This is a genomic window from Streptomyces sp. NPDC048192 (assembly GCF_043202415.1).
Classification (GTDB): domain Bacteria; phylum Actinomycetota; class Actinomycetes; order Streptomycetales; family Streptomycetaceae; genus Streptomyces.
In genome coordinates this window covers 1-14,100 of the sequence record NZ_JBIDAL010000029.1, presented here as the reverse complement: position 1 = coordinate 14,100, position 14,100 = coordinate 1, and the positions used below count along the sequence as shown (strand labels likewise).

At 73.4% G+C, this 14,100-nt stretch carries 13 protein-coding genes and 2 tRNA genes; 12 read left to right on the top strand and 3 right to left on the bottom strand.

Annotated features, from left to right (window positions below; genetic code table 11):
* Positions 1–50: 50 nt before the first annotated feature.
* The 8 genes from ptlH to ptlI all read left to right on the top strand — a co-directional run bounded on the left by ptlH (position 51) and on the right by ptlI (position 9,654).
* Positions 51–902 carry a 1-deoxypentalenic acid 11-beta-hydroxylase gene (gene ptlH / locus ACGFZN_RS38340; protein ID WP_393863110.1) on the top strand — a complete coding sequence of 284 codons (852 nt, stop codon included), beginning with the start codon at positions 51–53 and terminating at the stop codon, positions 900–902.
* A gap of 57 nt (positions 903–959) precedes the next feature.
* Complete coding sequence (locus ACGFZN_RS38335) at positions 960–2,411, top strand: MFS transporter (protein ID WP_393863109.1); 1,452 nt, start codon at positions 960–962, stop codon at positions 2,409–2,411.
* A 101-nt stretch (positions 2,412–2,512) separates the two neighbouring features.
* On the top strand, positions 2,513–3,361 hold the full coding sequence (ptlF, locus tag ACGFZN_RS38330) for a 1-deoxy-11-beta-hydroxypentalenate dehydrogenase (RefSeq protein ID WP_393863108.1): 849 nt from the start codon (positions 2,513–2,515) through the stop codon (positions 3,359–3,361).
* Positions 3,358–5,112, top strand: coding sequence for a neopentalenolactone/pentalenolactone D synthase (gene ptlE, locus ACGFZN_RS38325; RefSeq protein WP_393863156.1), 1,755 nt, complete (start codon positions 3,358–3,360; stop codon positions 5,110–5,112). Before ptlF ends, ptlE begins: the two co-directional genes overlap by 4 nt.
* A gap of 37 nt (positions 5,113–5,149) precedes the next feature.
* Positions 5,150–6,055, top strand: coding sequence for a neopentalenolactone/pentalenolactone F synthase (ptlD, locus tag ACGFZN_RS38320; protein ID WP_393863107.1), 906 nt, complete (start codon positions 5,150–5,152; stop codon positions 6,053–6,055).
* Positions 6,052–7,065: a polyprenyl synthetase family protein gene (locus tag ACGFZN_RS38315; RefSeq protein ID WP_393863106.1), complete on the top strand. Its 1,014-nt coding sequence runs from the start codon at positions 6,052–6,054 to the stop codon at positions 7,063–7,065. The genes ptlD and ACGFZN_RS38315 overlap by 4 nt, the downstream gene beginning before the upstream one ends.
* 127 nt (positions 7,066–7,192) lie before the next feature.
* On the top strand, positions 7,193–8,206 hold the full coding sequence (gene ptlA, locus ACGFZN_RS38310; RefSeq protein WP_393863105.1) for a pentalenene synthase: 1,014 nt from the start codon (positions 7,193–7,195) through the stop codon (positions 8,204–8,206).
* Positions 8,207–8,259: 53 nt separating this feature from the next.
* Positions 8,260–9,654, top strand: coding sequence for a pentalenene oxygenase (gene ptlI, locus ACGFZN_RS38305; RefSeq protein WP_393863104.1), 1,395 nt, complete (start codon positions 8,260–8,262; stop codon positions 9,652–9,654).
* Positions 9,655–10,147: 493 nt separating this feature from the next.
* Here ptlI and ACGFZN_RS38300 read toward each other — a convergent pair whose 3' ends face one another.
* Positions 10,148–11,422 (bottom strand): ATP-binding protein, encoded by a 1,275-nt coding sequence (locus tag ACGFZN_RS38300; protein WP_393863103.1) that lies wholly within the window; start codon positions 11,420–11,422, stop codon positions 10,148–10,150.
* A gap of 163 nt (positions 11,423–11,585) precedes the next feature.
* Between ACGFZN_RS38300 and ACGFZN_RS38295 the strand changes: the two genes are divergently transcribed.
* Positions 11,586–11,683, top strand: a tRNA-OTHER gene (locus tag ACGFZN_RS38295).
* Positions 11,684–11,701: 18 nt separating this feature from the next.
* On the opposite strand, the gene ACGFZN_RS38290 is transcribed toward ACGFZN_RS38295, so the two are convergent.
* Positions 11,702–12,643, bottom strand: a complete 942-nt coding sequence (locus ACGFZN_RS38290) for an aminoglycoside phosphotransferase family protein (RefSeq protein ID WP_393863102.1) — start codon at positions 12,641–12,643, stop codon at positions 11,702–11,704.
* A 110-nt stretch (positions 12,644–12,753) separates the two neighbouring features.
* Between ACGFZN_RS38290 and ACGFZN_RS38285 the strand changes: the two genes are divergently transcribed.
* The 3 genes from ACGFZN_RS38285 to ACGFZN_RS38275 all read left to right on the top strand — a co-directional run bounded on the left by ACGFZN_RS38285 (position 12,754) and on the right by ACGFZN_RS38275 (position 13,543).
* A tRNA-Cys gene (locus ACGFZN_RS38285) sits at positions 12,754–12,849 on the top strand.
* 77 nt (positions 12,850–12,926) lie between these two features.
* The gene (locus ACGFZN_RS38280; protein WP_393863101.1) at positions 12,927–13,166 is read left to right on the top strand and encodes a hypothetical protein; all 240 of its coding nucleotides are present in this window, start codon (positions 12,927–12,929) and stop codon (positions 13,164–13,166) included.
* Positions 13,166–13,543, top strand: a complete 378-nt coding sequence (locus tag ACGFZN_RS38275; RefSeq protein ID WP_393863100.1) for a toxin Doc — start codon at positions 13,166–13,168, stop codon at positions 13,541–13,543. The genes ACGFZN_RS38280 and ACGFZN_RS38275 overlap by 1 nt, the downstream gene beginning before the upstream one ends.
* A gap of 22 nt (positions 13,544–13,565) precedes the next feature.
* Here ACGFZN_RS38275 and ACGFZN_RS38270 read toward each other — a convergent pair.
* Positions 13,566–14,100: alpha-isopropylmalate synthase regulatory domain-containing protein (locus ACGFZN_RS38270; protein ID WP_393863099.1), on the bottom strand; the 535-nt coding region annotated here is incomplete at its 5' end.

The following is a 14,100-nucleotide window of genomic DNA, read 5'->3' as shown; positions in this document are numbered from 1 at the left end:
CCTGCCCCAGCGGAAACCTTCCCCCCGTACAGTCACGAGGACGAGGAACCATGACGGACACCTTCAGCGACTACGTCGACTGCACGCCGTTTCTCGACGACCGTGAGGCCCTCGACCGGTTCTACGACGAGCACGGCTACCTGTATCTGCGCGGTGTTCTGGACGGCGAGCTGGTGCGGACCGCCGCGGAGCAGATGCTCGAGGGCCTGGTCGCCCTCGGCCACACCGCGCCCGGCACCACCCTGGACACCCTCGCCATCGACTCCTTCGAGGCGGTCGACGAGGTGGCGATGCACGACTACGTCAGGTACGACGACCTGTGGAACCACCCTTCGAGCCTGAAGGTCTGGGAGAAGGTGTTCGGCGAGCCCGTCTTCGTGTTCAAGTCGACGACGATCCGCTACTACCCCTCCGCCGCGGGCTCGGCGGAGCCGAGCTTTCTGACACCGCTGCACCAGGACGGCTTCTACATAGGACCGAACAAGGACTTCCGCACCGCCTGGATACCGCTGCAGGCCACGACCCGCGACATAGGCGGCGTCGCCGTCGCCGACGGCAGCCACCGGAAGGGCCCGCGCGAGCACGTCGTCACCGAGAACTTCCGCCGCTTCGGCCACCCCGTGCGCGGAATCCCGGCGCAGGAGATCGGCGCGGACGAGCAGCTGCTGTTCTCGCCCATGGAGCCCGGTGACGTGCTCCTCTTCCACGCCTTCATGTGCCACAAGTCCCTCCCGAACGTCTCGGCGAACCCGGCCGGCATGCGGATGTCGATGGACACCCGCATCCAGCCCGCCTCTTCGCACCGCGGGTTCAACGCGCTGACCCCGTGGCCGGAGTCCGCGAAGGACGCCTCCAAGGGGATCATGTCGAAGATCACCGGCACCCCCACCACCGTCGAGTGACGGCGGCGTCCCCGCACCCGTCCCAACCGTCCCCCACACACGCCTGGCAGGCAGCGCATGACGAACAGCGAGGGCCTCCGCCCTACGAAGGGGCCCACGACGACACCCCCGTCCACGACCGGTACGCAACCGGCCGCGGGGCTCGGCGGCATCGCCCTGGTGGTGGTGCTCACCGGCTACGCCCTGTCCATCGTGGACGCCTCCATCGTCAATGTGGCGCTGACCTCGATCAGTGACGACCTCCACGGCGGCCCCGCCGCGCTGGAGCTGGTGGTGTCCGGCTACGGCCTCACCTACGCCCTCGGCCTGGTGCTGGGCGGCCGGCTCGGCGACGCCTTCGGCAGGCGGCGCCTGTACGCCTGCGGGCTGGCGGCGTTCACCGTCACCTCGGCGCTGTGCGGGGCCGCCCCGGCCATCGAGTTCCTCGTCGCCGCCCGGCTGCTGCAGGGGGCCGCCGCCGCCATGCTCGTACCGCAGGTCCTGGCGACGATCCAGGCGGCCACGGCGGGCCAGGCGCGCGCCCGGGCGATCGGCCTGTACGGGGCGACCGCGGCCCTGGGCATGGTCGTCGGGCAGATCCTGGGCGGGCTGCTGGTGTCGCTGGACGTCGCCGGGATGGGCTGGCGATCGGTCTTCGCGATCAATGTGCCGATCGGGGTGGCCGCGCTGCTGGCGGTCCGGCGCGTCCCTGCGACCAGGGCCGGCGCGAGGCCGGGCTTCGACCCGGTGGGCACCGTGCTGTTCGGGGTCACCATGGTGTGCGTCCTCGCGGTGGTCGTGGCGGGCCCGGACCTGGGCTGGCCGCTGTGGCTGTGGTCGCTGCTCGTAATCGCCGCGGCGGGCGCGGTGGCGCTGGCGCGGGCCGAGGCCGGGCTGGAGGCGCGGGGCGGCTCGCCGCTGCTGTCGCCGTCGGTGCTGTCGCATCCGGGGATGCGCAGGGGGCTGGCGGCGGTGGTGCCGTTCTCGGCGGGCTTCGGCGCCTTCCTGTTCGTCTACGCACTTGTGGCGCAGGGGCACTTCGGGTTCGACGGGCTCGCCTCCGGTGCGGTGCTCTCGCCGTTCGCCGTGGCGTTCTTCGCGGTGACGCTGTTCACCCCGAGGATCGCGGCGGCCCTGGGCGGCCGGATCGTCACCCTGGGCGCCCTGGTGCAGGGCACGGGCGTGCTGCTGCTGGCGCTGGTGGTCCGGCTGGGCTGGCCGCATCCCTCCCTGGTGCCCGTGCTCGCCGGGATCGCCTTGTTCGGCGTGGGCGCGGCGCTGACCGGTCCGACGCTGTTCCGGATGATCCTCGCCGACGTGCCGTCCGCGCAGGCCGGCATGGGCAGCGGTGTGCTGGTCACCAGCCAGCAGATGGCGACCGCGCTGGGCGCGACCGTCGGCGGAACCCTCTACGTCTCCGTGGCCGGTGCGCTGTCGACGGTGTCGGCGGCCGTGTGCGTGCTGGCCCTGCTGGCGTGCTGCTCGGTGACCGTGCTCGTGATCAGCCTGAAGCTCCCCGACCCCGGCTGATGCCCGCGCTGCTCCAACGGCGCGATCCGATCCAGACCTTCTCGTGGGCAACGGCGCGCCGTTCGCCGGCGTGCCCGCGCGCAGAAGCGGAGACAAGCCACGTGCACTCACAGACAAAGGCGGCGGTGGTGACCGGCGCGGCCAGCGGCATCGGTCTCGCCCTCAGCACCCGCTTCGCACGGGCCGGCGCCGGTGTGGTCATGGCGGACGTCGACGACGACACCCTGCACGGCCGGGCCGCCGAACTGGCCGCGCAGGGCGCCGACGTCACCGCCGTGACCGCCGACCTGACCGACCCGGACGCCGTCGAACGGCTCGCGGACACGGCGTTCGGCCTGCTCGGCGACATCGACGTGGTGTGCAACAACGCCGGGGTCCTCGGTCCCGTGGGACGGCCTGTGTGGGAGGTGCCGCTGGAGCGGATGCGGCAGGTGTTCGAGGTGAACCACTGGGCGCACGTCCTGGTGGCCCGTGCCTTCGTCCCCCGGCTGCTGGAGCGCGGCCGGCCCGCCCATCTGATCCACACCGCCTCGATGTCCGCCTTCGCCGTCGGTGCGGGCAGCGCCGCCTACGCCGCCTCCAAGCACGCCGACCTCGCGGTGGCCCGGAGCCTGCGCGCCGATCTGCGGGGCACCGGGGTGCGGGTGTCGGTGCTGTGTCCCGGCCGGGTCGACACCCCCATGGTGCAGGGCCTGACGGCTCCCCGCGGTGCGGGCGGCGCCACCTCGGTCAGCGCCGAGGACGTCGCCGACGTCGTGTGGGAGGCGCTGGGCTCCGACCGTTTCTACCTCTTCAGCAACCCCGACGCCGCGCCGCGGCTGCGCGACCAGTTCGACGACGTATGGCGTCATGTTCCCCTTCCGCCCCCTTCCCCCGAGGAGGAGCTGTGGCCCGCGCCGACAGCGACGACCGAAGCGAGGACACACCGGCCATCGACCTGGAGGCGGTGAGGGAGAAGTACCGGCAGGAACGCGACAAGCGCCGCTTCGGCCGCACCTACCAGTTCGCGCGCGGCGACTTCAGCCGTTACGCGCGCGACCCGTACACCGAGCGGCGGGAGCGCGAGCCGCTCGCCGACGAGGTGGACGTCGCCGTCGTCGGCGCCGGCATCGGCGGCCTGCTGACCGGCGCCCGTCTGCGCGAGGAGACCGGCCTGGAGCGGATCCGGCTGATCGACGAGGCCGGCGACGTCGGCGGCACCTGGTACTGGAACCGGTTCCCCGGCGTCAGGTGCGACGTGGAGAGCTACATCTACATGCCGCTGCTCGAGGAGACCGGCACGATACCCACCGAGAAGTACGCCACCGGGCCCGAGATCCTCGCCCACCTGCAGAAGATCGCCCGCATGTACGACCTGTACCGCGACGCCCTGTTCCAGACCGCCGTCACCGGGTTGCGCTGGGACGAGGCCGCCGGGGTGTGGCTGGTGAGCACGGACCGCGGGGATCTGTTCCGGGCCCGGTACGTGGCCATGTCGATCGGCCTGATGCACCGGCCCAAACTGCCCGCGCTGCCGGGCCTGGAGACGTTCGCCGGGCACTCCTTCCACACCAGCCGCTGGGACTTCGGCTACACCGGCGGCGACAGCACCGGCGGCCTGACCGGACTGAAGGACAAGACGGTCGGTGTCATCGGCACCGGCTCGACCACCGTCCAGCTCGCCCCGCACCTCGCCGAGTGGGCCGAGCGGCTCGTCGTCTTCCAGCGCACCCCGGCCGCGGTCGACGTCCGCGGCAACCGGCCCACCCCGCCCGGCTGGGCGGACACCCTCCGACCGGGCTGGCAGCAGCGCCGCATGGAGAACTTCCACGCGCTGACCTCCGGCATCCCGCAGGACGAGGACCTGGTCCAGGACCGCTGGACGCAGACCACGGCCACACTGGCCGCCGCGATCCTGCCCACCGGCGACACGGGGGGCGACCCCAAGGAGCGGGCGCTCGCCGCCGAGCGGGCGGACTTCCTGAAGATGGAGGAGCTGCGCGCCCGCATCGACAGCGTCGTCACCGACCCCGCGACCGCCGCCGCCCTCAAGCCGTACTACCGCGTGTACTGCAAGCGGCCCTGCTTCCACGACGAGTACCTGCAGACCTTCAACCGGCCCAACGTGACCCTGGTCGACACCCAGGGGCGGGGCGTGGAGCGGCTCACCCCGGCCGGGGTGGTCGCGGGCGGCCGGGAGTACCCCGTGGACTGCCTGGTCTTCGCCACCGGCTACGAGCACGAGTTCGCCGTCCCGTACACCGACCGCGCCGGCTACGACATCGTCGGCCGCGGCGGGGTGAGGCTGTCGCAGAAGTGGGCGGACGGGGCGCGCACCCTGCACGGACTGCAGGTGCACGGCTTCCCCAACTGCTTCATCCTGTCCAAGGTCCAGGCGGGCCGGCACGTCAACATCGCCTACATGCTGGGCGAACAGACCCGGCACCTGGCGTACGTCGTCAAGTCCGTGGAGGAGCGCGGCCACCGGGTCGTGGAGGCCTCGGAGGCGGGCGAGAAGGAATGGGTGGAGGAGATCCTCCGGCTCGCCAGCAACGACCTCGACTTCCTGGAGAACTGCACGCCCGGCCTCTACAACAACGAGGGCGACCCGAGCGGGCTGCCGCTGCTCAACTCCAGCTACGGCGGCGGCTCGGTGGAGTTCGTGAACATCCTCAGGCGCTGGCGCGAGGCGGGCGACCTCGCGGGCCTCGACCTGCGCTGACCACCCCCTTCCTCTTCAGCGAAAGGCGGCAACCCCCATGGACGTAACGCCGATACCCGGCGCCGCTCTCGGCGCCGTCGTGCACGGCGCCCAGGTCACCGGCGAGCTGGACGACACCCAGGTCGAGGAGGTCTGGGCGGCGCTCGACGAGCACCTCGTCCTGGTCTTCCGCGGCCACGACCGGCCCTCCTGCGAGGAGTTCCTGGCCTTCGGCCGCCGCTTCGGGCACATCCCGAAGACCGGTCTGACCAGCGGCGCGCACCCCGACCACAACGAGATCCTGATCGTCTCCAACCTGGTGGAGAACGGCCGCAAGATCGGTGTCGGCGACGCCGGGTGGATGGGCTGGCACACCGACTACTCCTTCCGGCCCCGCATCTCCCAGGTCGGCTTCCTGGAGGCCGTGGAAGTGCCGTCCTCCGGCGGCGGGGAGACCCTGTTCACCGACATGTACGCCCTGTACGAGTCGCTGCCGCCCGCCGAGCGCCGGCGCCTGCACTCCTACCGGGTCCGCCACGCCCTGCGCACCGGATACGAGGAGACCATCGAGGAGGAGCTGCAGGGCGAGGTGTCCCTCGGCGAGGACGCCGGGGACATCCTGCCCGAGGACGGCACCTCCACCGTCCACCCGCTCATCGCCCGCAATCCGCGCACCGGCCGCAGGTCGGTGTACGTCAGCACCCTGAACACGCAGCGGATCGTGGACCTCGCCCCCGGCGACAGCCGCAAGCTGCTCGACGAGCTGCTGTCGCACGCGGGCAAGCCCGGCTACACCTACGTCCACGCCTGGCAGCCCGGGGACGTCGTGATGTGGGACCAGCTCGGCACCATCCACGCCAAGCAGGCCTTCGACCCGGCCGAACGGCGCGTCATGCGCCAGGTCGTCAGCATCTTCGACGACCCGGCCGGGCCCTGGCGCACGGAGACGGAGGCGGCCGCATGAGCACCGCTCCCGCCTGCCTCGGCCACAGCCGGGTCGCGATCACCCCGGCGCTGCGCGCCGCCGTCGACCGGCTCGACCACCGCTCACGCCACCAGGCGGCCTACCATCTCGGCTGGATCACCGCCGGGGGCGAGCCCACCAGCGCCGACGCCGGCAAGGCCGTACGGCCGGCGCTCGCGCTGCTGTCGGCCCAGGCGGTCGGCGCACCCCCCGACGTGGCGCTGCCCGGCGCCGTCGCCGTCGAGCTCGTGCACAACTTCTCCCTGGTGCACGACGACCTGATGGACGGTGACGAGGAGCGCCGCCACCGGCGCACGGTGTGGAGCCTGTGGGGTGCCTCCAGCGCGATCCTGACCGGGGACGCGTTGCTGGCGCTCGCCCACGAGGTGCTGCTGGACACCGGCTGGCCGACGGCGGCGCCCGCGGCCCGGCTGCTGGCGCGCACCACCCGGCATCTGATCCGCGGCCAGGTGCAGGACCTGGCCTTCGAGCGGCGCGCGCACGTCACGGTCGCGGAGTGCGTCGACATGGCGGCCGGCAAGACCGGCGCGCTGCTGTCGGCGAGCGCCGCGATCGGCGCGGTCCTCGCCGGGGCGCCGGAGGCGACCGTGGACGCGCTGGCGCTGTACGGGGACCAGGTCGGGATCGCCTTCCAGCTCGTCGACGACGTTCTCGGCATCTGGGGGGACCCGGCCGTCACCGGCAAGCCGGTCCACTCCGATCTGCGCTCCCGCAAGAAGTCCCTGCCGGTCAGTCACGCGCTGAACCAGGACGATCCGCTCGGCGCCGAGCTGGCCGCCTGGTTCACCGCGCCCGGCGAACCCGGTGAGGAGGAGCTGCGGCGCGTGGCCGGCCTGATCGAGGACGCCGGCGGCCGTCACTGGGCGCTGGCCGAGGCCGCGCGGCGGATGGCGCTGGCCGAGGAGGCGCTGCGCGGTGCCGAGGTGGACGCCGGCGCGCGGGAGGAACTCCTCGCGCTCGGGCGGTTCGTCGTCGACCGCGAGGTCTGAGCCCGGGCCGGCCGCCGTACCCGTCTTGTCTCCTGCGCTGCTCGTGACCCTCCGACCGGTGCGGAGCCGCCGTCAGGGCGCCCCCGTGCCCGCTGTCCGTCTGCCACCCACTCCCGAGGATTCCCCCATGCCCCAGGACGTCGACTTCCACATACCCCTGCCGAGCCGGCAGAGCCCGGATCACGCCCGCGCCGACGCCGAGCAGCTCGCCTGGCCGCGCTCGCTCGGGCTGATCAAGTCCGAGGCGGCGGCCGAGCGCCATCTGCGCGGCGGCTACGCCGACCTGGCCTCCCGCTTCTACCCCCACGCCACCGGCGCCGACCTGGACCTGGGCGTCGATCTGATGTCGTGGTTCTTCCTCTTCGACGACCTCTTCGACGGGCCGCGCGGCGAGAACCCCGAGGAGGCCAAACAGCTCACCGACGCGGTCGCGGCGGCGCTGGACGGCCCCCTGCCCGACAGCGCGCCCCTCATCGCCCACGGCTTCGCCGACATCTGGCGGCGCACCTGCCAGGGGATGACACCGGCCTGGTGCGCGCGCAGCGCCCGGCACTGGCGCAGTTACTTCGCCGGCTACGTCGACGAGGCACAGAGCCGCTTCTGGGACATGCCGTACGACTCGGCCGCCCAGTACCTGGCCGTGCGCCGGCACACCATCGGGGTGCAGCCGACGGTCGACCTGGCCGAGCGCGCCGGCCGCTTCGAGGTGCCGCACCGGGTCTTCGACAGCGCCGTGCTCTGCGCGATGCTCCAGATCGCCGTCGACGTCAATCTGCTGCTCAACGACATCGCCTCGCTGGAGAAGGAGGAGGCCCGCGGCGAGCAGAACAACATGGTCATGATCCTGCGCCGGGAGCACGGCTGGTCCAAGGACCGCAGCGTCGCCCACATCCAGAGCGAGGTGCGCCTGCGCCTGGAGCAGTACCTGCTGCTGGAGTCCTGCCTGCCGCGGGTCGCCGACATCTACCGGCTCGACGAGGGCGAGCGCGCGGCCCTGGAGCGCTACCGCGACGACGCCGTGCGCACCGTGATCCGCGGCTCCTACGACTGGCACCGCTCCTCGGGCCGCTACGACGCCGAGTTCGCGCTCGCCGCCGGCGCCCAGGGCTACCTGGAGGAACTCGGCAGCACCGCCCGCTAGCCCCCGCCCGGCAGCCGTCAACCGACCAGCACAGACGGGAAGTCGAGAACCGAATGACCGAGCAGACCACCTTCTCCGCGGGAGCGGCGCCCGGGGCGCTGCCCGTCGTGGGCCACGCCCTGCAGATGATGCGCCACCCCGTGGACTTCATGACCTCGCTGTCGGCCCACGGCGACCTGGTCGAGATCAGGATCGGCCCCACCCGGGCCTACGTCCCGACCCACCCCGAACTGCTGCGGCACGTCCTGACCAACGACCGCATCTTCGACAAGGGCGGCGTCTTCTACGACCGCGCCCGGGACATCGCCGGCAACGGCCTGGTCACCTGCCCGTTCGCCGACCACCGCCGCCAGCGCCGGCTGATGCAGTCGGCGTTCACCCGCGGCCGGCTCAAGCGGTACTCCGAGGCCATGCGCGCCGAGATCGAGGCCACGGCGTCGCGCTGGCAGGACGGCATGGTCGTCGACGCCTTTGCGGAGATGTACGGCATGGCCCTGCGCACGGTGGGCCGCACCCTGTACTCCACACCCGTCAGCCCGCGGCTGGCGGCCAGGGTGGAACGTTCCTTCGACGTCGTGCTCAACGGCCTGTTCCGGCAGATGTTCCTGCCGGCCGCGATCCGCCGGCTGCCCCTGCCCTCCCAGCGCCGCTACCGCAGCAACCTGGACTTCCTGCACGAGACCACCCAGCGGCTCATCGACGACTACCGCAGCTCCGGCACCGAGCGTGACGACCTGCTCGCCGCCCTGATCGCCTCCCGCGACGACGACGGCGGCCGGCTCGGCGACGAGGAGATCCACGACCAGGTCATCACCGTCATGGCGGCCGGCACCGAGACCGTCGCGGGCACCCTCACCTGGGTCTTCTACCTGCTCTCCCGGCACCCGCGGATCGAGGCCGCGCTCTACGACGAGATCGACACCGTCCTGGGCGGCCGCGCCCCGGATTGGGACGACCTGCCGCACCTGTCCCTGGCCGACCGGATCATCTCCGAGACGCTGCGGCTGCACCCGCCGGCCTGGCTGTTCACCCGCCTCACCACCGCCCCGGCCGAGCTGGCGGGCCGCCGGCTGCCCACCGGCTCCACCGTCGTCTTCAGCCCCGCCGCGGTCGCCCACTACGAGGGCGCCTTCGACAACCCCCGGACGTTCGACCCCGACCGCTGGCTCCCGGACCGTGTCACACCGGCCTCCCGCCACGCCTACGTGCCGTTCGGCACCGGCGCCCGCAAGTGCATCGGCGACCTGTACGCACGCACCGAGGCCACCCTGGGGCTCGCCACCATCCTCGGCCGCTGGCGGGTCACCTGCGAGCCCGGCATGGACGTCCGCCCGGTGCCGCTGGCCACCGTCTACCACCCGCGCCGGCTTCGCCTGAGGCTGGACGCCCGCACCCCACGCCGCACGGCCTCCGCCGTCCCCGCACCGGCGGGGGGCGACGCGGCCTGAAACGAGGGGAGGACCGGTCCCGGGGCGGGCGCGGCTCTGCGGCAGTGGGCGGGCGCGGCTCTGCGGCAGTGGGCGGGCGCGGCTCTGCGGCAGTGGGCGGGCGCGGCTCTGCGGCAGGGCCGGGCAACGGTCCCGGGCCGGTGCGCGGCATCCGCGGCAGGGCCGGGCACCGGTCCCGGGCCGTGAGGACTCCGGGGCCGGTGCGCGAGGGGTCGTGCACGACGGCGACGGCCCGCGGCGGCCGCACCCGGGTCATGCCGGCGGGGTCATGCCCGCGGGGTCATGCCGGCCGGGCCGGGGGGCCGGGTGAGAACGAGGGGAGGGCCGGTCCCGGGCCGGGTGCGCAGCCTTGCGGCAGGGCCGGGCACCGGTCCCGGGCCGTGAGGGCTCCGGGGCAGATGCGCGAGGGGTCATGCGTCTCGACGACGACCCGCGGCGGCCGCACCCCGGACATGCAACCCGCAGCGGCCGCACCCGGGTCATGCCGGCGGGGTCATGCCGGCCGGGCCGGGGGGCCGGTTCCGTTCGGGCGGGTGAGGCGGGCGACGAAGACGGTGCGGCCGTCGGACGCCTCCTGGGTCTGGATGCACAGGCGGATGTCGACCAGGCTGCCGTCGCGGCGCAGGGCCGGGACGGACACCGGGCGGCCCAGGATGCGGGAATGCCCGGTCAGCAGCAGGGACGTGAAGGACACGACGTGGCGTTCCCGCAGGTGTTCCGGGATGACCCTGGTGATCCGCTGCCCGATGAGCGCGCCCGCCGGCCAGCCCAGGAGGTCGGACGCCGCGGCGTTGGCGGCGATGATCCGGTCGCCGTCGTCGGCGGCGATCGTCGGGGTGCTGCTCGCCTGGAGCCGGCCGGGGTCCCAGGCGGCCAGCTCGGGGGGTGTGGTGCTGGGCTCGCGGGGCATCTCGGTCCAGGCGGTGGGCCGGCGGCCGGCGAGCTGGGCGGTGATCTGCCCGAGGAGCCAGCGGTTGAGGGCGTGGATCTGCGGCAGGGCCGGCCGGGTCAGCAGCCGCCCCTGGCCCGCCGCCTCCTGGACCAGGTCGAGGACGCGGCCCAGGGTGTGCACGGCGTCCTCGGCGTCGTCGGGGATCTCCGCGCGCACGGTGTGCAGGTCCCCGTGTGAGTGACGCTCGGGCGCCGCGGTCACCCGCGCCCTGACCAGGTGGTTCGTGTCGTGCGCGGTCTCCAGGTCGGTCAGCGGGACCGAGGGCAGGCCGCCCGCGGAGGCCGCCAGGAGGGATTCGCGCAGCAGCGCCTCGCGATGCATCTGGGCCGCCTTGTGCAGCGCGCCGGGCAGATCGATCAGCTCGACGGGGGTCGCGGCCGTGTGCGCGGGAGGCATGTTCCAGTCCGAGACCGGCGGCTCGGGCGTCTCGGGCCACAGTTCGAACCAGACCGTCTTGCGGTCCTCGCCGACCTGGACGCCGTGGCTGGAGGCCAGCTCCTCGACCAGGGCCAGCCCTCGTCCCGTACTGGCGTACGCCGTGCTGCTGGTCCGGGGTACCAGGACCCGGCCCGGTTCCTGGTCGCTGACCTCGACGTGCACCCGCCCGTCCACGGCCCAGGCCCGCACTTCCACCTGGGTGTGCGCGTGCACCACCGCGTTGGTCACCAGTTCGCTGACCAGCAGCTGCGCGGTGTCCGCCACGTCCGGGGCCACCCCGTCCAGGGCCTCGCGGACGAACCGCCGGGCGTCCCGGGCGCTCTGTGGCCGCGGAGGGAGCCGGCGGATCGGCGCACGGGCCGGTCCGGGCATAGCCATGTCACCAGTGTGCCCGCCGCCGCGGCCCCTGTCGTCCGCGGTGATCACTCGCACCGTACGTGCGAATGTGCCGGTCAGCGGTGTGTCAGGGCGGTGTCAGCCCGTCCCGGCACCATGAGGCACGTGAACGGCGCCGCGGGGGGAACCGCGGGGCCGGAAGCGAGGAGAGGTGCCCGGAGCGGCTGATCGGGGACCAAGGGCACACGCCCAGAAGTCGGATCCCTTCGAGGGTCCACGCAGGTTCGAATCCTGCCCTCTCCGCCCATCGACGCTCCGGCGTCACTCCCCCGGCGCCGGCGAAGCGGGCCCGTGGACCGTCGCGGTGAGGCGGCGCAGGGCCGCCCGGGCGGGCGGGCCCCAGGTGGGCTTGCCGCCCGGACGCCCGTGCACGCCGGCCTCGCCGATGAACAGGCAGGCGAGGGCTTTCAGCAGCGCCCAGCCGCGGGCACGGCGGCGGGTCGCCGGGTCCGGCGCCGGCTGGCAGGCGTCGTGGAAGCGGTCGACGGCACCGTCCGGCAGCAGCAGCCACGCGGCGGCCAGGTCGCAGGCCGGGTCGCCCGCGAAGAGGTCGCCGAAGTCGATCACGCCGCAGAAGGTGCCGTCCCGGGTCAGGACGTTGGCCGGGTGCAGGTCGCCGTGGAGCCACAGCGCGGGGCCCGCCCAGTCCGGTGCGGTGACGGCGTCCTGCCATACCGCGCGTACGGCGTCCGGGTCGGGGAGCAGGCCCTGTTCGGTGGCCGAGGCCAGCGCCCGGGCGAACCCTTCGGCGTAGCCGGCCAGCGGGCCTCCGCGGTCGCGGCCGGCCGGTGCGCCTTCGGGGGCCGGCCGGTGCAGGGACGTCAGGAAGCCGGCCAGGGTGTCGGCCGCCTCCATGGCGCGCGTGGCGGGGGCGCGGTCGGCGGGTGTTCCCGGCACCCAGGTGGTGACGATCCAGGGCCGCGGGAACCGCTCGGAGGGCTCGCCGAGGCGCTGGGGGACGGGGACCGGCAGAGCAAGGCGCGGGGCGAGCACGGGAAGCCACGCGTGCTCCTTGCGCAGCAGCGCGTCCGCGGACGGCGTCGCCCAGGGCAGCCGGACGGCGAGGTCGTCGCCGAGCCGCCACAGCTGGTTGTCCCAGCCCCGCGCGCCGAGCCGCACCGGCAGGCCGGCCAGGTCGGGATGCTGCTCGCGCACCAGGTCCCGGACCAGTTCGGCGGTGATCTCCGTCTCGGTGTGGGTCATGCGCAGTCACCCTAGCGCCGGTCAGCGGTGTGTCAGGGCGGTGTCAGCCTGTCCCGGCACCATGAGACACGTGAACGGCGCCGCGGGGGGAACCGCGGGGCCGGAAGCGAGGAGAGGTGCCCGGAGCGGCTGATCGGGGACCAGGGCGCAAGCCCGGAGTCGGATCCCTTCGAGGGTCCACGCAGGTTCGAATCCTGCCCTCTCCGCCCATCGGCGAGTTGGGGGCGACGGCCCCGGAAGCGGCACCTGGCGGGGCAGGTACCAACTAGGTACCATCAGGGTCATGCCATCGCTGAACGTGTCCTTCTCCGAAGAGGAAATGGAAGGCGTCCGCGCCGCCGCCGCCGCGGAGGGCAAGAGCCTCAAGCAGTACCTGCACGATCTCGGGGTGCGGGAGATGCACCGCAAGCGGTTCGTCGCCGGCGCCGTGGCCTGGGCCGACCGGCTGCGCGGCGAGTTCGACGACGCGTTCCCGGACGAGGTGCCGCCCTCCGGACGGGGCGGCGGGGCAGCGGCCGCCTGATGGTGCTGCACGTCGACGTGTCCTGGCTGCTCGACGTCCAGGAGGCGGCCCTCGGGCACGAGGACGTGACGGTGACCGACTACTCGGCGCTGGTGGCGGCCGTGGCGCGGCACAAGACCAGGATGCCGACGCTGGAGACGGCCGACCCGGACGCCGCGTGGCGCGCGGCCGCGCTGCTGCACACGATCGTGCGCCTGGAGCCGCTTCCGCACCGCAACAGCCTGTTCGCCGCCTTCGTGGCCGCCCAGTACATGGACCAGTCCGGTGAGGGCGTCGACCCGCCGTACGGCGCCCTGTCGGACCTCGTGCGCAAGGTGCGCGACGCCCGGCTGAGCGTGTACGCCGTCGCCGAGGCGCTGCGTTCCTGGAGGATCTGACGGGCGGGCGCGGGGCTGATGGTCACTCGGCCGGTTCCACGCCCGCCCGCAGCAGGCCGTAGGTGTAGGCGTCCGCCAGCGCCTGCCAGGACGCGGCGATGACGTTGTCCGCCACGCCGACCGTGGACCACTCGCCGGCGCCGTCCGTCGCGGAGATCAGGACCCGGGTCGTGGACTGGGTGCCGTGCCTGCCTTCCAGGATGCGGCCCTTGTAGTCGACCACCGCAAGCCTGGCGAGCTGCGGGTAGATCTGTTCCAGGGCGACGCGCAGGGCGCGGTCGAGGGCGTTGACCGGGCCGTTGCCCTCTGCCGTGGCGACGATCCGCTCGCCCTTGGCCCACAGTTTCACGGTGACCTCGTTGGCGGGGCTGCCGTCGGGGCGGTCCTCGAGGATGGCCCGCCAGGACTCCACCTTGAAGTAGCGCAGGGGCCTGCCCTGGACCTCCTCCCGCAGCAGGAGCGCGAAGCTCGCGTCCGCCGCCTCGTAGGTGTAGCCCTTGAGTTCGCGTTCCTTGACCCGCTCCACGACCCGGCCGACCAGTTCCCGGTCACCGCCC